Annotated in this window: 17 protein-coding genes; 12 read left to right on the forward strand and 5 right to left on the reverse strand. The window is 57.1% G+C overall.

The window, feature by feature from the left end; genetic code table 11:
- Window positions 1-2: 2 nt before the first annotated feature.
- The 11 genes from gspG (at window position 3) to GNG27_RS07805 (ending at window position 10,901) form a co-directional block, all read left to right on the forward strand.
- Window positions 3-446 (forward strand): type II secretion system major pseudopilin GspG, encoded by a 444-nt coding sequence (gspG, locus tag GNG27_RS07755; protein ID WP_285110699.1) that lies wholly within the window; start codon window positions 3-5, stop codon window positions 444-446.
- On the forward strand, window positions 446-931 hold the full coding sequence (gspH, locus tag GNG27_RS07760) for a type II secretion system minor pseudopilin GspH (protein WP_156263309.1): 486 nt from the start codon (window positions 446-448) through the stop codon (window positions 929-931). The genes gspG and gspH overlap by 1 nt, the downstream gene beginning before the upstream one ends.
- Entirely contained in the window at window positions 924-1,310 is a 387-nt protein-coding gene (gene gspI, locus GNG27_RS07765) for a type II secretion system minor pseudopilin GspI (protein WP_156263310.1), read from the forward strand. The genes gspH and gspI overlap by 8 nt, the downstream gene beginning before the upstream one ends.
- Window positions 1,307-1,954 carry a type II secretion system minor pseudopilin GspJ gene (gene gspJ, locus GNG27_RS07770; RefSeq protein ID WP_156263311.1) on the forward strand — a complete coding sequence of 216 codons (648 nt, stop codon included), beginning with the start codon at window positions 1,307-1,309 and terminating at the stop codon, window positions 1,952-1,954. The genes gspI and gspJ overlap by 4 nt, the downstream gene beginning before the upstream one ends.
- Window positions 1,951-2,961 (forward strand): type II secretion system minor pseudopilin GspK, encoded by a 1,011-nt coding sequence (gene gspK / locus GNG27_RS07775; RefSeq protein WP_156263312.1) that lies wholly within the window; start codon window positions 1,951-1,953, stop codon window positions 2,959-2,961. The genes gspJ and gspK overlap by 4 nt, the downstream gene beginning before the upstream one ends.
- Window positions 2,962-2,976: 15 nt before the next feature.
- On the forward strand, window positions 2,977-4,122 hold the full coding sequence (gspL, locus tag GNG27_RS07780) for a type II secretion system protein GspL (protein ID WP_156263313.1): 1,146 nt from the start codon (window positions 2,977-2,979) through the stop codon (window positions 4,120-4,122).
- Window positions 4,119-4,604 carry a type II secretion system protein GspM gene (gspM, locus tag GNG27_RS07785; RefSeq protein ID WP_156263314.1) on the forward strand — a complete coding sequence of 162 codons (486 nt, stop codon included), beginning with the start codon at window positions 4,119-4,121 and terminating at the stop codon, window positions 4,602-4,604. Before gspL ends, gspM begins: the two co-directional genes overlap by 4 nt.
- Entirely contained in the window at window positions 4,601-5,398 is a 798-nt protein-coding gene (locus GNG27_RS07790) for an A24 family peptidase (protein WP_156263315.1), read from the forward strand. The genes gspM and GNG27_RS07790 overlap by 4 nt, the downstream gene beginning before the upstream one ends.
- 256 nt (window positions 5,399-5,654) lie before the next feature.
- On the forward strand, window positions 5,655-8,354 hold the full coding sequence (locus GNG27_RS07795; RefSeq protein WP_156263316.1) for a glycosyl hydrolase family 18 protein: 2,700 nt from the start codon (window positions 5,655-5,657) through the stop codon (window positions 8,352-8,354).
- A gap of 142 nt (window positions 8,355-8,496) precedes the next feature.
- Window positions 8,497-8,943, forward strand: coding sequence for a type III secretion system invasion protein IagB (iagB, locus tag GNG27_RS07800; RefSeq protein ID WP_156263317.1), 447 nt, complete (start codon window positions 8,497-8,499; stop codon window positions 8,941-8,943).
- Window positions 8,944-9,083: 140 nt separating this feature from the next.
- Complete coding sequence (locus GNG27_RS07805; protein WP_142488879.1) at window positions 9,084-10,901, forward strand: chitinase; 1,818 nt, start codon at window positions 9,084-9,086, stop codon at window positions 10,899-10,901.
- Between the two features lie 36 nt (window positions 10,902-10,937).
- Here the strand turns inward: GNG27_RS07805 and GNG27_RS07810 are convergent, their stop codons facing one another.
- The 4 genes from GNG27_RS07810 to poxB all read right to left on the reverse strand — a co-directional run bounded on the left by GNG27_RS07810 (window position 10,938) and on the right by poxB (window position 16,248).
- Window positions 10,938-11,951 (reverse strand): NAD(P)-dependent oxidoreductase, encoded by a 1,014-nt coding sequence (locus GNG27_RS07810; protein WP_142488880.1) that lies wholly within the window; start codon window positions 11,949-11,951, stop codon window positions 10,938-10,940.
- Between the two features lie 92 nt (window positions 11,952-12,043).
- Window positions 12,044-13,480, reverse strand: a complete 1,437-nt coding sequence (locus GNG27_RS07815) for an SDR family oxidoreductase (protein WP_156263318.1) — start codon at window positions 13,478-13,480, stop codon at window positions 12,044-12,046.
- Between the two features lie 9 nt (window positions 13,481-13,489).
- Entirely contained in the window at window positions 13,490-14,491 is a 1,002-nt protein-coding gene (gene ltaE / locus GNG27_RS07820) for a low-specificity L-threonine aldolase (protein ID WP_156263319.1), read from the reverse strand.
- A gap of 38 nt (window positions 14,492-14,529) precedes the next feature.
- A complete protein-coding gene (gene poxB, locus GNG27_RS07825) occupies window positions 14,530-16,248 on the reverse strand; it encodes a ubiquinone-dependent pyruvate dehydrogenase (RefSeq protein ID WP_142488883.1) in 1,719 nt (572 codons plus the stop codon).
- Between the two features lie 152 nt (window positions 16,249-16,400).
- On the opposite strand from poxB, the gene GNG27_RS07830 reads away from it, so the two are divergent.
- Complete coding sequence (locus tag GNG27_RS07830; RefSeq protein WP_156263320.1) at window positions 16,401-16,835, forward strand: DoxX family protein; 435 nt, start codon at window positions 16,401-16,403, stop codon at window positions 16,833-16,835.
- 121 nt (window positions 16,836-16,956) lie between these two features.
- Here the strand turns inward: GNG27_RS07830 and hcr are convergent, their stop codons facing one another.
- Entirely contained in the window at window positions 16,957-17,925 is a 969-nt protein-coding gene (gene hcr, locus GNG27_RS07835; RefSeq protein ID WP_142488885.1) for an NADH oxidoreductase, read from the reverse strand.
- Window positions 17,926-17,931 lie beyond the last annotated feature (6 nt).

Genomic DNA, 17,931 nt, shown 5'->3' on the forward strand with positions numbered 1-17,931 from the left:
ATATGGCGATGAAACGAAAAAACCTGGCGTCCCAGGCGGGCTTTACTTTGCTCGAATTAATGGTGGTGATTGTGATCCTCGGCGTGCTGGCCAGTATGGTGGTGCCGAATTTAATGGGTAATAAAGAGAAAGCCGACAGTCAGAAGGCCACCAGCGATATTGTCGCGCTGGAAGGTTCGCTGGATATGTACAAGCTCGATAACCACCGCTACCCGACCACCGAGCAGGGCCTGCAGGCGCTGGTCAGCAAACCGGAAATCGCGCCAATCCCCAACGGCTACCGCGCCGACGGCTATATCCGCCGCCTGCCGCAGGATCCCTGGGGCAGCGATTACCTGATGGTCAGCCCGGGCGAGCACGGTGCCGTCGATGTCTTTTCTGCGGGGCCCGATGGCGAAGCCAATACCGCCGACGATATTACTAACTGGTCGCTCGCGAATAAATAATGAGTAAGCAACGCGGCTTTACTTTGCTGGAAATTATCCTCGCGCTGGTGATATTCGCCAGCTGCGCGATGATGGTGGTTTCAACGATTCCCTCGCGCAGCGGCGCGGATATATTTGGTCAGCAATTAAAAGCCCTTGTGGATTATGGTTCAGACCGTGCGGTGATGGACGGAAATATTGTCGGGTTAGTGATCGCCACGGATAAATATCAGCTTGTGTCGTTGAACGTTGTAAAAGGTGAACGTCGCTGGGTGCCCTTATCCGCAGGGCGAATTACCACGAAAGGCGATTTTCCTGAAGAGATGCACGTATCGCTATCTCCGCAGCGGCTGGCCGCCACGCTGGATGCCGATCCGCAAATCATCTTTTTACCGGATGGCGAGGTAGGTCGCTTCACGCTGAGGTTGCAAAGCTACGACAAACAGCACCATTTCCGGGTGGTGTCGCAAGGTACGGCCCCCGTTTCGGTGGAGAACGATGACTAAACGCAAGGCAAAGCAAAAGGGGATGACGCTGCTGGAGGTAATGGTTGCGCTGGTGATTTTCTCCACCGCTGCGCTGGCGCTGATGAACTCCGTGTCCCTGAACGTTCGTTTTACCCACGGCCTGAGCGAAACAGTGCAGGCCAGTTGGGTCGCGGAAAACGTGCTTGCAGAAGCGACGCTCAGCAACAGTGATTTCCCCGATGCCGATGAGCAGGGGACAGAAACCATGGGCGGGCGTAGCTGGAACTGGCACAAGCAGCGCGTCAAAACCGCCAACAACGGCTGGGCCAGTGAAGTTCGCGTCTACGCGGAAGGGGATGAAAGCCAGCCGGCCATCGCCCTGCACATCATTCCGCCGGCAGAGAAGGTGAGCAAGTGAAAAAAACGCGACGCCAGCGTGGCTTTACCCTGCTGGAGATCATGATCGCCCTGACCATTTTTGCGGTGATTAGCACCCTGGCCTGGCAGATCCTCGACGGGGCGATGCGTACCCGCTCTGCAACCGATGCCAGTGCGGCAAAGCTTAATCAGGTGCAGCGTGCCTGGAGCCTGATGGAGCGTGATTTCTTTCAGCTTCAGGGGCGTGCGCCGCGTAACGAACCGGGCGTGTTTGTGCAAACCGATGACGCCATTGAGCTAACCACGCTGAACGGCGTGAGCGGCACCGTCCAGCTGGAGCGCGTGCGTTGGCGGCTGGAAGAGGGGCGTTTATATCGCGATATCTGGCCTGCGATTGATGGCCCGGCGAGCGTGAAGCCCGAAGAAGTGCCCATCGTTAAGAAGGTGAAATCGATGACGTGGCGCTTTTACAGCCAGGGCTGGCAGAAAAACTGGACCGACAGCAGTCGCCAGCCCGACGGCGTAGAGGCGACGCTGACGATGGAAAACGGGGATATCTGGCGTTGGGTGTTTACGACCCCCGGGGAGATACCTGCCGTGACGGTTGCCCCGACGCCGGAGACAAAAGCGGCCGCTCTGCAGCCGGAGCAGGCGCCTCAAGCGGCGTCAGGAGTACAGCCGTGAGCCGAACAGACAAACAGAAAGGCGTCGCCCTGCTGGTGGTGCTGATCCTGCTGGTGATGATGTCGGCGCTGGCCGCCAGAATCAGCCAGCAGTTTTGCCGCAACCTGCAAAAAACACATTACCAGGTGAGCCAGCAGCAGCTGCGCTGGGCGATGCAGGCGCAGGAAAAAGCCGTTAAAGCGATCCTGCAAACCGAGGCCAGCGGCGAAAGCAGAGCCCTTGCGCCTGACGGTGACTGGCATCAGCCGCTGGAAACCCGGGGGGATGACTACACCCTGGTCAGCCAGACAGAAGATGCGCAGGACTGCTTTAACGTCCACAACCTGCTGGCAGCGGATAAAGCGCCTCAGGTACAGGACGCCGCGGCCGCGGCAGGGAAACCGCGTAAAGAGCAAATCGTCGAGCAGCTCCTGATCGACAGCGGCGTCAGCCAGGCCACCGCCGAAGCGGTATATTCCCAGCTGGTGGACTACCTCGACGGGGATGCCACCACTGCCAGAGAGGGGGCTGAGAGCGATGCGTGGGCAGGGGCTGTCCCGGCTCGCCAGCCCGCGAACCAGATGATGCGCACTATTGCGGAAATCAAACTGCTGCCCGCGTTCCCGGCACAGGCGTATCCGACAGTGAGCAAGCTCTTGTGCGCCCTGCCGGATCCCGCCAGCAAGGTTGACGTGAATACCCTCAAACCTGAACAGGCAGGCGTCCTGGCGGCGATGTTCCCGGGAAAACTGACGGAAGATGACGCCAGACGCCTGATTGATGCTCGCCCTGAAGCGGGGTGGGAAAGCCTGGATGCGTTCAGCAAGGTGCTGGAACAAACCTTCCCGCAGCTTAAAGACGATTTACCCCAGGTGGCGGAACAGCTGGCCATTAACAGCCGATATTTCCGCGTTGACTATACCGGCAACACGGATGATTTAACGCTGCTCATGGTTAGCCAGCTTCAGGTTAATAACGACGCCGGTGAGATTGTGACGTGGCAGCGTCGTTACCGAATGATTGAATAACAGAAGTTGATATCGATGAAACAGGTGCTTTTTGTTCGTCCCGACAGTCGTGAGAACGGGAAATTATGGTGGTGCGAGTCCGGTAGTCAGCAGGTTGAATCGCTGGAGAATCTCTCGGAGCTCGATATCCTCGCCGGACATGCTCTGGCAGGACGCGTCTGTCTGCTGCTGCCTGCCAGTGAAACGATCTTCCGTCACTTCAGGTTACCGAAAAAAGGAATGGCCGCCCAAAGCACGGCCTTTTCCTGGATGGCGGAGGAGACATTAATAGGGGAAGTGGACAACCTTCACTGGACGGTACTCAATAAAAAAGGGTGCGACGTTGACGCGGTGGCGATTGATGCCGGGCGCCTGCGCCAGTGGCTTGACCGTTTCACCGCTGCCGGTTTGACCGTTATTCAGGCCATCCCGGACGCCTGGTTGCTGCCGGTATCCGCCGGGGGCACGACCTTTGTCTCTCTTGACGAGAACTACTGGCTACGTTTGTCACCGGCGTCGGCGTGTGAAGTGGATACCGCCCTGCTGCCTCTGGTGTTGCAGGAGACAGGGGAGGGCGAAGTGTGCTGCTACGGCGCCGTTCCGCCGGGAGTGGTGGTTGACGAGGCGTTGGCCTGGGTGCATCCGCTGGTGCTGATCCAGCCGCAGTGGCAGGCGTGTCGCGTGAACCTGCTGCACGGGGCGTTCAGCGCCAGAAGCGGCAATAAGGGGCTGACAAAAAGCATGAAGCTAGCCGTGGCTGCTGCGGGGCTGCTGTCGCTTGGCCTGCTGTTAGGACCCCGTGCCGCGATAGCCTGGATGCTGGCTCAGGAGGAAAACCAGGTTCAGCAGGAGGTCATGCAGGTCTACCAGCACCATTTTCCGAGTATGCGCCAGCAGACCAACATCAAATATCACTTTGGTCAGAATATAAAGAAACAGCCTAAGGGGATTTTCCTGCAAATCGATGAGCTGGAAACCGCCAGACGAGCGGTTCCGGCAATGGAAATTACCCGGCTTGAATACGATGCAGCACAAGGGACGCTGACCCTGGGCGTCAGTGGCCAAAATCAGCAGGCGCTCCAGGCGTTTGTGAATCAGACCAGCCCAAATTTTGATTTTTCAGTACAGCCTGTTTCAGCAGAGGCACCGTACACCGCCATTGTGACAGGGAAACATAAATGAACGAGAGCATCGCGCAGCTGAAAAGGCGTTATCAGAATTACAACGTCAGGGAAAAAATCATTTTGAAAATAGGCGCAGCGGCAATCGGCTGCGCTGCAATTTATTACGCAGGAGTGATTCCCTTGGATAATATGATTCAAAGCAGCAAAACGACCCTTGCACGTCAGGTTGAAACGCTCAACTGGATGCGTCAGGAAATAGATAAAAACCATCTTCAGATGTTGCAGGTTAAAACTGATAATCCACGCAGCGTGATTGAGAACAGCGCCCACGCCATTAATTTATCGCTGACGGATGTTCGCCAGGACGGGCAAACACTCTCCTTCGTGGTCGGACGGGTAAATATTTACGAATTAAAAAACTGGCTGCGTGAAATCAACCTGACTTCCGGAGTCCGCCTGCAAAAAATGAACCTCACCCCGGTTGACCACATCAGCGATGTAAAGGCCGAAATTCAGCTGACCTGGAAGAAACTGGCATGAATACCTTCGCACTGATACGGGAGGTTTACCCGGTCGGGTTCTCCCTCATGAGTGCGGTGTCAGGGGCAATAACAGGCAGTTTTCTCGGCGTAGTGGCAGACCGCGTCCCGCCTATGGTGATGGAAGAGGAGGGGTGCGGCAACCTGCTGTTTCCGGGCTCGCACTGCCCGGTGTGTCAGCATTCACTCTCTGCCTGGGAAAATATTCCGCTGCTCAGCTGGCTGTTACTGCGAGGCCGCTGCAGCCAGTGCCGAACGGCTATTCCGCTACAGATCCTTTTGATTGAGCTGTTTACCGCGCTATTTTTTGGCATAACGGCCTGGTCTGTTCCGGGCATTCAAACCCTGTTCTCGCTCTGGCTGCTGGCGTCGTTTTTACTGCCGCTGACGTTGATCGACTGGCAACACCAGCTGCTGCCTGATTGCCTGACGCAGCCGCTGCTCTGGACCGGATTGCTCGTACATACGCTGGGCCATGCATTGCCCCTTCGCGATGCTGTGCTCGGCGCAGTCGCGGGATACCTGTCGCTCTGGCTGATTTACTGGGGCTTTCGCCTGACGACTGGCCGGGAAGGGCTAGGTTACGGTGATTTCAAGCTGCTGGCGGCGCTGGGGGCCTGGTGTGGCTGGCAGGCACTGCCTTCGGTCGTATTAATTGCTGCGCTTAGCGGTATTGTCGGTTATTTCGCATTAAACAATTCACATAAAAATAGCCAAACAATTTCTTTTGGTCCCTATTTATCCTTTGCCGGTCTCACTGTTTTTATTGCCCAGGCATTCGCTGTCACACTCTGAATATTTTGGTCAAGTTTTTTATCGCTTTTTTTCGACGAGGAAAGGGAGGGAACACGTTTTTTCTACGGTGTATCGTAAAAGACATAAGACAGAGGGAATTTATGCTTGTGTCTTTTTAGGGAGGAATACAACGCTTCGCAATATTTTTGGCAACGGATTTTTTATTTATCTAAAACTAAGTGTGTAAATTCATTCCATGAGCTCAGGGAAGTCATGGGTAATTAACGTTCACGTATAAATTTATCAGGATATAAAAATGAATTTTATGAAGCCTAAATATCTGGCGCTTTTCATTGCGGCTGCCACAAGCTCAGCATTCGCAGCGGCGCCAGGTACGCCGTCTATTACTTCAGGCAATGACAAATTTGCTTTGGTAGAAGTCGATCAGTCGGCTCAGGACTATAACAATCTTGTTAAAGTTCACAGCGATGGTGTGGATGTGAAGGTTGAGTGGAACGTCTGGAGCGGTGATGCGCCAACGTCGGCAAAAGTACTGCTGGATGGCCAGACCGTCTGGACCGGGGCGGGCAGCGCTGCGGGCTCTGCGACCTTCAAGGTGAAGAAAGGGGGTCGCTATCAGGAGCAGGTTGAGCTTTGCAACGACAGCGGCTGCACCAAAAGTGCCAGCAAACTGATTATCGTTGCAGATACGGACGGTAGCCACCTGCTGCCGATGAACACCCCTCTGCTTGAGAACAATAAATCCTTCGCCAAACACACCGACAAAGTTGTGGGGGCTTACTTCCCTGAGTGGGGCGTCTATGACCGTAACTTCTCTGCCGATAAGATCCCGGTTGCTAACCTGAACCACCTGCTTTATGGCTTCATTCCAATCTGTGGCGGTGATGGCATTAACGACAGCGCCAAATCCTCGGGCGCGCTGGAGTCGCTGAAGCGTGCCTGTGCGGGCCGCCAGGACTACACCGTTGCAATCCACGATCCCTGGGCTGCTCTGCAAAAACCTCAGTCCGGCGTCTCCAACTGGGACGACCCGTACAAAGGTAACTATGGTCAGCTGATGGCGATGAAAAAAGCCCATCCGGACCTCAAAATTCTGCCTTCTGTTGGCGGCTGGACGCTGTCTGACCCGTTCTTCCAGATGGACAATAAAGTGCTGCGTGACCGCTTCGTTGGCTCCGTGAAAGAGTTCCTGAAAACCTGGAAAGTGTTTGACGGCGTGGATATCGACTGGGAATTCCCTGGCGGCGGCGGCGAGAACGCCAAACTGGGTAACCCGGCTGTTGATAAGGCCACCTATACCGCGCTGATGCACGATCTGCGCGCAATGCTGAACGAACTGTCAGCTGAAACAGGCCGTACCTATGAGCTGACCACCGCGATTGGTGCCGGCAGAGATAAGATTGAAGACGTGGACTATGGCACTGCGCAGCAGTATCTCGACCATATCTTCCTGATGAGCTACGACTACTACGGTTCGTGGAGCAAGACTGACCTGGGCCACCAGGCCGCGCTGTACGGTGCTTCCTGGAAACCGGACACCAACTACACCACCGATAACGCCGTGAAAGCGATGCTCGATCAGGGCGTACAGCCGGGTAAAGTCGTTGTGGGCGCAGCAATGTACGGCCGCGGCTGGACTGGCGTTCACGGTTATACCGGCGACAATCCATTTACCGGCACCGCGACCGGCGCCATCCCGGGGTCATGGGAAGCAGGCATCCTTGATTATCGCGATATCGTGAACAAGATGCTGGGTAAACCAGGCTGGGAATACAAGTACGATACCGCGGCAGAAGCCCCGTACCTGTTCAACAAATCCACCGGTGAGCTGATCAGTTATGACAACGCCCGTTCTGTCGAAGCGAAAGGCAAATACGTGCTGAACAAAAATCTCGGCGGTCTGTTCGCCTGGTCTATCGAATCTGACAACGGCGACATTCTGAATGCGATGAACGAAAGCCTGACGGGCGGCAGCTCAACACCAGTGGAACCGGTTGTTACCAACCATGCCCCTGTCGCTTCTGCGACTGATGTAAGCGTGACTGGCCCGGCTTCCGTAACGCTGGATGGATCTGCTTCCAGCGATCAGGACGGCGATGCGCTGACCTACAAATGGACGCAGGTGTCCGGTACCTCCGTGACGCTGTCCAACAGCACCAGCGCGAAAGCAAGCTTTAACGTTCCTGCTGTCGCGAGCAACCAGACGCTGGTCTTCCGTCTGACCGTTACTGACGCGAAAGGTCTGAGCAACTCAGTTGACGTGCAGGTTGTTAACAAAGCGCCTAAAGCCAACCAGGCACCAGTGATCAACGCGATGCAAGCGGTCACCGTTGAATCCGGTGAAGCGGTTTCTCTGCACGCACAGGCGTCCGATCCCGATGGCGATGCACTGACCTATAGCTGGAGCGTACCGGGTGACATGAATGCCACCGGCACCGATACCGCGAACGTGCGTATCACCGCGCCAGAAGTGAGCAATACATCGACCTATACGCTGAGCGTGATCGTGTCTGACGGTAAAACCAGCGTGCAGTCTAACGTTGAAGTGACAGTGACCCCGAAAGAAGCAGTTGTTCCGGTTGACGAAGAGACCAACCCGTCTGACGAAGGTACGACCCCATCTGATGAAGGTACCACGCCGGCAGACGAAGGGAGTGCGACCGGTAGTTGTGATGCCCCTGTTGATGCCAACGCCAGCAAATATGCTGCGTGGAGTGCAAACACCATTTACAACGGCGGCGACATTGTTAGCTCCGATAACCTGGTGTGGAAAGCGAAGTACTGGACTCAGGGCAACAAACCGGCATTCGGTGAGGGTGCATGGGAGCTGGTAAGCCAGGTGAAATTCAACTGGCATGCTGAAATGGTTTATAACGGCGGCGACACCACCACTTACGAAGGTAATGTATACCGCGCGAAATGGTGGACGAAGGGCGACAAACCAGGCAACAGCGATGTATGGGTAAAAGAAGGCGCGTCAGCAGACTGCAAATAATCTTCTGAACCTTTAATGACGGGCGTGATAGTCGTCCGTCATGGTTGACCGCGCTGCGCTTCGGGTGCGGTCAACCATCAAAAAAATAAATTACAGCTGTGCACAAGGAGAAAATGGGAAATCCCTGTAGCAGGTCAATTAAATGAAACGCCTAATCTTTTTGTTGTTAATGATAAGCCAAAGCACCATGGCAAACTGCTGGGACAACGCTGCGCATTATTATCATGTCGATCCCTGGCTGTTATTTGCAATTGCAAAAGTGGAATCGGGTATGAATCCCTATGCGGTGGGCTGGAATCACGATGGTTCACGCGATGTGGGGTTAATGCAAATTAATAGCTCTCACTTTAGTGAATTACAACGCCTCGGTATTGATGAGTCCCGCTTAATCACTGAGCCTTGTACCTCAATAATGGTGGGCGCATCCATATTATCAGGCATGGTCAAAGTTTATGGCTATAACTGGGAAGCGGTAGGGGCCTATAACGCAGGAGCGAAAAAAGAAAATTATCCCCAACGTATGATGTATGCCCATAAGGTGTGGGCGAAGTACAGGGAAATAAAAGCAAAACAATCTTACCGGTACTGATTTTTATTTTTTGAAGAGTACCCGAGGGTGTTCTTCAGAAAATGAAAAATAAACGCCTCCAGGGGGTTTATGTATTAAGGGAGTTATACATAAGCCGGGAGTGCATCACCCATTGTTGCTTATATACAGGATTATTTGAAATGACGAAAAGGACATTACTCAGCGTTCTCGTTGCGGGGGCATGTGTCGCTCCCTTTATGGCGCAGGCTGCAATGTTACAGGCGGCCAGCAGCGAACCTTACACCATGAAAGCCAGCGATCTGGCTAAAAAGGAAAAAGAACTGACCGATTTCCCGTTAATGAAATCGGTAAAAGATACTATTCGCACCCTGGATAACAGCGTTGTCGAACAGATTGAACCTGGCAAAGCGTCCAACCCGGATAACGTTAAGCGCGTTGAAGGTATCCTGAAAGAGAGCGACTGGGAATATCTCTTCCCTCTGCGCGCGAAGGATTATAGCTACAGTAACTTCCTCAAGGCCGTGGGTAAATTCCCGGCGCTGTGCGACACCTATAAAGATGGCCGTGACAGCGACGCGATCTGCCGTAAAGAGATGGCGACCATGTTTGCGCACTTCGCCCAGGAAACCGGCGGCCATGAAAGCTGGCGTCCTGAAGCCGAATGGCGCCAGGCGCTGGTTTACATCCGGGAAATGGGCTGGAGCGAAGGCCAGAAAGGCGGTTATAACGGCGAATGTAACCCTGATGTATGGCAGGGGCAGACCTGGCCATGCGGTAAAGACAAAGATGGCGATTTCCTGAGCTACTTTGGTCGCGGTGCCAAGCAATTGTCCTACAACTATAACTACGGTCCGTTCTCTGAAGCGATGTACGGCGATGTGAAAGTCCTGCTGGAAAAACCCGAGCTGGTGGCTGACACCTGGCTGAACCTGGCAAGCGCCATCTTCTTCTTTGCCTATCCACAGCCGCCGAAACCGAGCATGTTGCAGGTTATCGACGGAACCTGGCAGCCAAACGAACACGATAAAGCGAACGGTCTGGTACCGGGCTTCGGCGTGACCACCCAGATCATCAACGGCGGCGTTGAGTGCGGCGGCCCGACTGAAATTGCGCAGTCTCAAAACCGTATCAAGTACTACAAAGAGTTCGCTAACTACCTGAAAGTGCCGGTTCCGGCTGACGAAGTGCTGGGCTGTGCCAACATGAAACAGTTTGATGAGGGCGGCGCGGGTTCTCTGAAAATCTACTGGGAACAGGACTGGGGATGGAGTGCAGATACACCAGACGGTAAGACCTACTCTTGCCAGCTGGTCGGCTACCAGACGCCATTCAGCGCCTTTAAAGAGGGCGACTACACCAAATGTGTTCAGAAGTTTTATAACGTGAACATCGTGGATGATGAGGGGTCTGCAATCACGCCGGATGAAACGCCGGTTACGCCAACCCCTTCTGAAGATGAAACGCCGGTCACCCCGATCCCGACGCCGGATGACACCCCTGCGGTGGTTAACCATGCGCCAGTGGCGCATATCGCAGGTCCAGTCGGTGCGGTTGAAGCCGGTGCCCAGGTTTCCCTGAGCGCAGAAGGCTCTACTGATGAAGACGGCAACAAACTGACCTACACCTGGCGCTCCCAGGACGGCCAGACCGTCAGCGGTGAAGACAAAGCCGTGGTGACATTTACCGCGCCGGAAGCCACAACGGCGCAGCAGTATGAAGTCAGCCTGACCGTCAGCGACGGTGAACTGAGTGCGACCACCACTTACCTGTTAAACGTGAAAGCGAAAGCGGCAACCCCGTCTCAGGATGAAGGCAGCTCTGGTTCCTATGCTGCGTGGAGCGCCAACGGCAAGTACAACGCCGGGGATATCGTGAACAACAAGGGTAAACTGTTCCAGTGCAAACCCTTCCCGAACAGCGGCTGGTGTAACAGTGCGCCAGCGTACTACGAACCGGGCGCAGGCCTGGCCTGGGCAGACGCCTGGACAGCGCTGTAAAAGCAAAACGGCAACCTCAGGGTTGCCGTTATCGTGTCAGCGATGCAGCTTCCCGTGATCCCGCAGCCAGGCCGCCGTCTTCTCAATGCCTTCATCCAGCGTCACCAGCGGTGTATAGCCGAGCTCGGTCTCTGCGCGTCGCGTATCAAGGGTAAAGTCAAAGTTCAGTTTCGACACCCCGTAGTGGGTCAGGGCGGGCTCTTTGGCGGCTTTATTTCCCAGCCGCTCCATGCTGCGGGCAATAATGTCCAGCATCGGGTAGGGCACCGAGCGGATCCGGCAGTGAATGTTCAGCTCGTCAATCAGCTTCTGCACAATGCTGCGCAATGTGCGCGGTTCGCCGTTGGTGATGTTATACGCCCGCCCGGACGGCAGATTGTCGCATTCGATCTGGCTGGCCAGCCACATGGCGTGAATGGCGTTGTCGAAATAGGTCATGTCCACCAGCGCATCCCCGCCGCGCGGCAACAGCACGCTGCCGTAGTGGTGCATCATCTGCGCCAGGCGCGGAATAAACACTTTATCGTGCGGGCCAAACAGGCTCTGCGGACGCAGGATGGTAAAGCGGGTATGCGGGTTGGACTGCGCCAGCAGATCGATTACCTCTTCGCTGGCGGCTTTGCTGCGGGCAAATTCGCAGGCGTAGCGCGCAGGACGAAAATCTTCCTGAACATCGCGATGATGGTGGTAATCGAAGTAGAGCGACGGGGAGGAGATATGCACGAAGTTGCGCACCCCCCAGGCCACGGCCCACTCGCCCAGACGGCGGGTGGCGCGCACGTTCGCCAGATCGAAGGCTTCCTGGGTACCCCAGGGCGATGTAAAGCTGGAGCAGTGCCACAGCGTATCGATTCCGGCCAGCATCACTTTTGCCTGGGAAGAGACCAGTTCCGTCAGGTCGGCATGGACAAACTCTGCGCCCATTTTTTGCAGCAATTTACCCATCGCTTCATTGCGACCGGTGGCCCGGACGCTGATGCCTTTATTGCGCAAAAACTCCACCGCATTGCGGCCTAAGCCGCTGGTGGCGCCGGTAACCAGTACCTTCATATCGATCCACTGTTTTGAAAAGAATTTCGTGCGCATTCTTCCGTGAATTACGCCTGTATGCAATGGGAAACGTGAAAGATTCGGAGTTTTAATCAGACTTTTTCTGACTTTTGTTCTGCCAGATGTGCAATACGCCGGGCCATTCCCCGGAAGATAAACAGGTGCGCCGGGATCATCAGCAGCCAGTAGAACAGACCCGGCATCCCGTGCGGGTGCCACCAGGCGCGCACGTCCAGCTCCCGGCGATCGCCTTTGTCCTTCAGGGTAAAGCACAACCGCCCAAGACCGGGGGCTTTCATGCCAAACAGCAGCGCCAGCTGTTTCTCTGGCTCGACGATAATCACCTTCCAGCTGTCGACCGTATCACCGGTTTGCAGGTACGGTGCCGCCGGACGGCCTTTCGCCAGCTTATGCCCGACCAGCAGGTCCATCATCGCCCGGGTCTGCCACAGGGCGTTGCCAAAGAAGTAACCCTCTTTGCCGCCGAGCTGATTCACCACCTGCCACAGGTTGGCCAGGCTGGCCGAGGTTGTCACCCTATACCCGGCCTGCTTTGGATAGTAGCCGTACTCCGGCCGCCAGCGGGCGAACGCCTGGGCGTCGTAGCCCCAGTCGCTGGAGTTCACCAGCTTCTCCTCTTCTTTTAGCGTGTTACGCACCGCGTCATCGAAGCGGATCAATTCCTGCGGGATCAGCGCCCGCAGCTCGCGGTCGTCCGCCAGCAGATCGTGTTTCAGCCCCTGAATTAAGGCCCTGGCGGTGGTCGGCGGCACGGAGGTGATGACGTTTAAAAACCACACCGAGATCCAGCGGGTCGGGAAGGGGATGGGGATCAGCGGCCGGCGGCGGCCGCTCACCGTCATAAAGTGTTCGAACTGCTGCTGATAGCTCAGCACCTCGGGCCCGGCGGCCTCCAGCACCCTGTGCGCTGTGGCCGGGTGATTGAGCAGTTCAACCAGATAGTGCAGCAGATTCTCCAGGGCAATCGGCGTGGTGCGGGATCGCACCCAGCGCGGCGGGGTCAGCACCGGCAGGTTATAGACCATGTCGCGCATCACCTCGAAAGCGGCAGAGCCTGCGCCGACGATGATCCCGGCCCGCAGCTCGGTGAGCGGGATCCCGGCGCTGCGCAGCACCCTGGCGGTCAGCTGCCGGGCGCGCAGGTGGTCGGACTGCTCATGCTCCGGTGCCTGCAACGAACTGAGGAAAATAATCTGTTTAACCGGATGTTCCAGCAGCAGGTCGCGGACGTTCATCGCTACCTGACGCTCGTGGGCGATAAAGTTCCCGCCTTCGCCCATGCTGTGCACCAGATAGTAAAGGGTATCCACCCCCGCAAGCAGGGCCGCCAGATCCCGGGGCCAGTTGAGATCGATAGCATGGCAGGTGACGTTGGGCAGCCCCAGCTTTTGCAGGCGCTCAACGTTGCGTGCCGCAGCCCGGACCTGATGCCCGCGCGCGCTGAGGGCGGCCACCAGATGTTGACCGATATACCCGCTGGCGCCCAGGACCAGAATACGTTGCGGCACGTTAGCTCCTTAGCGCTGCAAAAACGCCTGCCAGTGAGCAACGACTTCAGCAAGCTGCTCGCGGTTGACGTCGAGATGCATTACCAGACGGACCACCGGCGAGGCGTTGATCAGCACGCCGCGCGCCTTCATAAACTCACCCAGCGCCGCCGCGTTGTCCTCTCCGACGCGGATAAACAGCATGTTAGTGTCGTGACGCATCACATCTGCGCCGATCTCGCGCAGCTGCGTCGCCATCCACGTCGCATTGTCGTGATCGTCCTTCAGGCGGGCAACGTTATTTTTCAGGGCGTACAGACCCGCTGCGGCGAGGATCCCGGCCTGGCGCATGCCGCCGCCGGTCATTTTACGCCAGCGGTTGGCGCGCCTGATGTAGTCGGCGTTGCCCACCAGCAGGGAGCCCACCGGCGTGCCCAGCCCTTTGGAGAGACAAATGGTGAACGAGTCGCAATATTGCGTGATCTCTTTCAGCTCGCAGCCATACTCCACCACGGCGTTAAAGATGCGTGCGCCGTCGACGTGCAGCCCCAGCTTGCGCTCGCGGGTAAACTCCCACGCCGCTTTCAGGTACTCGCGCGGGAGCACTTTGCCGTTATGGGTATTTTCGAGGCTGAGCAGCTTAGTGCGGGCGAAGTGGATGTCGTCGGCTTTGATTTTGGCGGCAACTTTGTCCAGCGGCAGGGAGCCGTCAGAGGCGGCATCGATCGGCTGCGGCTGAATGCTGCCGAGCACCGCGGCGCCACCGGCTTCGTAGAGATAGTTATGCGCCCCCTGACCGACGATATACTCTTCGCCGCGTTCGCAGTGGCTGAGCAGGGCCACCAGGTTGGCCTGGGTGCCGGTCGGCAGGAACAGGGCGGCCTCGTGACCGCTCAGCTCCGCGGCATAGCGCTGAAGTTCGTTAACGGTGGGGTCGTCGCCGTAGACGTCGTCCCCGACCGGCGCGGCCAGCATCTCCTCCAGCATGGCTCGCGTTGGTCTTGTGACGGTGTCGCTGCGTAAATCAATCATGGCATTTCCTTATTATTTTAAAGGCGATGCCGATTGTTTTACCTGAGCCAGTTGGTTTTGGCTAGCTCCAGAACTTCGTCACCGCGGCCGCTGATGATGGCGCGCAGCATATACAGGCTAAAGCCCTTCGCCTGCTCAAGTTTGATCTGCGGCGGGATCGCCAGTTCGTCTTTGGCGACCACCACGTCCACCAGCACCGGGCCTTCGGTGGCGAAGGCGCGCTGTAGGGCATCGTCCACCTCGGAGGCTTTCTCCACACGGATGCCGGTGATACCGCAGGCTTCGGCGATAGCGGCGAAGTTGGTGTCGTGCAGCTCGGTGCCGTCGGTGAGATAGCCCCCGGCCTTCATCTCCATCGCCACAAAGCCCAGCACGCTGTTGTTAAAGACGATGATTTTGATCGGCAGCTTCATCTGCGCCACCGAGAGAAAATCGCCCATCAGCATGCTGAAGCCGCCGTCGCCGCACATCGCCACCACCTGCCGCTCCGGCGCGGTGGCTTTGGCCCCCAGCGCCTGCGGCATGGCGTTAGCCATCGAGCCGTGGTTAAACGAGCCAATCAGACGGCGCTTGCCGTTCATTTTCAGGTAGCGCGCCGCCCACACGGTCGGGGTGCCCACGTCGCAGGTAAAGATGGCATCTTCGTCAGCGTAATGGCTGATCTGCTGCGCCAGATACTGCGGGTGGAGCGCCTTGTCGCTGGGCTTCGCCAGGTCGTCCAGCCCTTTGCGGGCATCACGGTAGTCGCTGAGGGCTTTATCGAGGAATTTACGATCGGTTTTCTCCTCCAGCAGCGGCATCAGCGCGGTAAGCGTGGCCTTGATATCGCCCACCAGCGCCATATCCACCTTGCTGTGGGCCCCGATGCTGGCCGGGTTGATGTCGATCTGAATGATTTTTGCATCGGTAGGGTAGAAGGCGCGATAGGGGAAGCGGGTGCCGAGCAGCACCAGGGTATCGGCGTTCATCATGGTGTGGAACCCGGACGAGAAGCCGATCAGCCCGGTCATCCCTACATCAAAGGGGTTATCGTACTCTACGTGCTCTTTGCCGCGCAGGGCGTGAACAATCGGTGCCTTGAGCATGCCGGCAAATTCCACCAGCTCGTCGTGGGCCCCGGCGCAGCCGCTGCCGCACATCAGGGCGATATTGCTGGAGTAGCGCAGCAGCTGCGCCAGCTTTTTCAGTTCGGCATGGGCGGGCGTCACCACCGGCAGGGGGGCCGGATACCAGTGGTTGCTGGCGCTTTCCGGTGCCGCCTGTAGCGCCACGTCGCCGGGCAGCACAATTACCGAGACGCCACGCTTTAAGATAGCGTTGCGCAGGGCCAGGGCCAGCACCTGCGGGATCTGCTCGGGTGAGGAGACCAGCTCACAGTAGTGGCTGCATTCACGGAACAGCTCCTGGGGATGCGTCTCCTGAAAATAGCCGCTGCCGATTTCACTCGACGGAATATGCGCCGCGATGGCCAGCACCGGGACGTTGTTACGATGACAATCAAACAGGCCGTTGATCAGGTGCAGGTTGCCCGGCCCGCAGGAACCGGCGCACACCGCCAGCTCCCCGGTGAGCTGGGCCTCGGCCCCGGCGGCGAACGCGGCGACCTCTTCATGACGGGTGGGCATCCACTCGATGGTGCCCATCCGGTTCAGGCTGTCGCTCAGGCCGTTGAGGGAATCCCCGGTGACACCCCAGATTCGCTTCACTCCGGCCTGTTCCAGCATTTTCGCAATGTAGTTCGCCACGGTTTGTTTCATGGTAGTCCGTCTCCTGAATGTGATAACGCTTTCAAGCTTAGATGAAACTGACCGCCATGCCTGTTTAATCCCCCTGATTAATAGTTGCTTTCAATGCGCAACATTTCGTCATATTGTGGTGGCGTATCCCATAAAAAGCGGAGTGAATTCAAATGGTTAAATCATTGTTAATGGCTGTTAATAAAACGCTAACGCATGAAGATTTTGGCAGACTGCTGCTGCGCCTGGCGGTGGGGGGGTTGATGCTGTTTCATGGCCTGCATAAGGCTTTCGACGGGGTGGGGGGGATTGCAGGCATGCTGGTGGCAAAAGGACTGCCGGGCTTTATCGCCTATGGGGTTCTGATTGGCGAAGTGGTGGCGCCGATCTTGATTATCCTCGGTATTCTTACCCGTCCGGCGGCGCTGGTACTGGCCTTTACTATGGTCGTGGCGTGGCTGATGGTGGGCACCGGTAAAACCTTCGCGCTGGATGCGGTGGGGGCGTGGGCGATTGAGAGTTTGGTCTACTTCTTCGTTGGCGCGCTGGCCGTGGCATTTTTAGGGGCGGGGCGGTACGCGGTGGTAAGCGATCCGGTCTGGAAGTAACGCCGGGCGGCACTGCGTTTGCCCGGCCTACGGTTTTCGTAGGCCCGGTAAGCGTAGCGCCACCGGGCATTAGAGCATGGACTTTGTAGGCCCGGATCGCTATGCGACACCGGGCTTTTCATCAGGCCAGCACCAAATCCCCCTGCGGATGACAGGAGCAGGCCAGCACGTAGCCTTCCGCCACTTCGGCATCCGTCAGCGTCATGGTGCTGGAGACGGTATAGTTCCCGTCCACCACCTTCGTTTTACAGCAGCCGCAGACGCCTGCACGGCAGGCGGCCACCACCGGCACGTTATTGCTCTCCAGCGCCTCCAGCAGCGTGCTGCCCACGCGGCCAAAGAAGGTCTGTGCCGGCTGCAGTTTGGTGAACTTCAGTCCGCTGGTGGCGGCTTCCGCGACCGGGGTAAAGAACTGCTCTTTAAAGAAGCGGGTCACGCCCAGGGCTTTCACCTCTTCTTCAACAATGTCCATATACGGCGCCGGACCGCAGGTCATCACGGTGCGTGAGGCGAGATCCGGCACGCGCTGCAGCAGCTCGCGGGTCAGACGACCGACCACAAAACCCTCGGTGGCGTTGGTTTCGGCCACCAGTGTGACCGGGTAGTTACGCCATTCGTCCGCGAAAATCACATCCTGCGGCGAGCGCACGCTGAAGATCACCTCCACGTCGGCCTGCGGGCGGTTCTTCGCCAGCCAGCGACGCATCGACATCACCGGCGTCACGCCGCATCCGGCAGCCAGCAGCAGGAATTTATCTTCCGGCTTATCGTCACAGGTAAAATCACCCTGCGCGTCCGACAGCCAGATGTAATCCCCGCGCTTCACATCGTGCGTCAACCACTGAGAGCCTGCCCCCGCATCAATGCGGCGGATGGTCAGCGTGATGTACTCGCTGATACCCGGCGTTGAGGAGATCGTGTACGCCCGCAGCGTTTCCGCTGAATTACGCACGCTGACCAGCGCATACTGTCCGGCACGGTATGGATAATAGTCGTGGCACAGCAGCGATATCGTCCAGACATCCGGCGTTTCCTGATGGATGTGATGAACCTGCATCCGCCATGGGCACTGATGGGTTGGCATTGTCATACTTAC

The sequence above is a fragment of the Leclercia sp. 119287 genome, from assembly GCF_009734485.1.
GTDB classification, from domain to species: Bacteria; Pseudomonadota; Gammaproteobacteria; order Enterobacterales; family Enterobacteriaceae; genus Enterobacter; species Enterobacter adecarboxylatus_C.

Coding starts and splice junctions, on each gene's coding strand:
- GNG27_RS07795 (WP_156263316.1), top strand. CDS start 5,655: ATGAATTTTATGAAGCCTAAATATCTGGCGCTTTTCATTGCGGCTGCC.
- gspM (WP_156263314.1), top strand. CDS start 4,119: ATGAACGAGAGCATCGCGCAGCTGAAAAGGCGTTATCAGAATTACAAC.
- gspG (WP_285110699.1), top strand. CDS start 3: ATGGCGATGAAACGAAAAAACCTGGCGTCCCAGGCGGGCTTTACTTTG.
- gspL (WP_156263313.1), top strand. CDS start 2,977: ATGAAACAGGTGCTTTTTGTTCGTCCCGACAGTCGTGAGAACGGGAAA.
- poxB (WP_142488883.1), bottom strand. CDS start 16,248: ATGAAACAAACCGTGGCGAACTACATTGCGAAAATGCTGGAACAGGCC.
- GNG27_RS07810 (WP_142488880.1), bottom strand. CDS start 11,951: ATGAAGGTACTGGTTACCGGCGCCACCAGCGGCTTAGGCCGCAATGCG.
- gspI (WP_156263310.1), top strand. CDS start 924: ATGACTAAACGCAAGGCAAAGCAAAAGGGGATGACGCTGCTGGAGGTA.
- GNG27_RS07830 (WP_156263320.1), top strand. CDS start 16,401: ATGGTTAAATCATTGTTAATGGCTGTTAATAAAACGCTAACGCATGAA.
- hcr (WP_142488885.1), bottom strand. CDS start 17,925: ATGACAATGCCAACCCATCAGTGCCCATGGCGGATGCAGGTTCATCAC.
- iagB (WP_156263317.1), top strand. CDS start 8,497: ATGAAACGCCTAATCTTTTTGTTGTTAATGATAAGCCAAAGCACCATG.
- GNG27_RS07790 (WP_156263315.1), top strand. CDS start 4,601: ATGAATACCTTCGCACTGATACGGGAGGTTTACCCGGTCGGGTTCTCC.
- ltaE (WP_156263319.1), bottom strand. CDS start 14,491: ATGATTGATTTACGCAGCGACACCGTCACAAGACCAACGCGAGCCATG.
- gspH (WP_156263309.1), top strand. CDS start 446: ATGAGTAAGCAACGCGGCTTTACTTTGCTGGAAATTATCCTCGCGCTG.
- GNG27_RS07805 (WP_142488879.1), top strand. CDS start 9,084: ATGACGAAAAGGACATTACTCAGCGTTCTCGTTGCGGGGGCATGTGTC.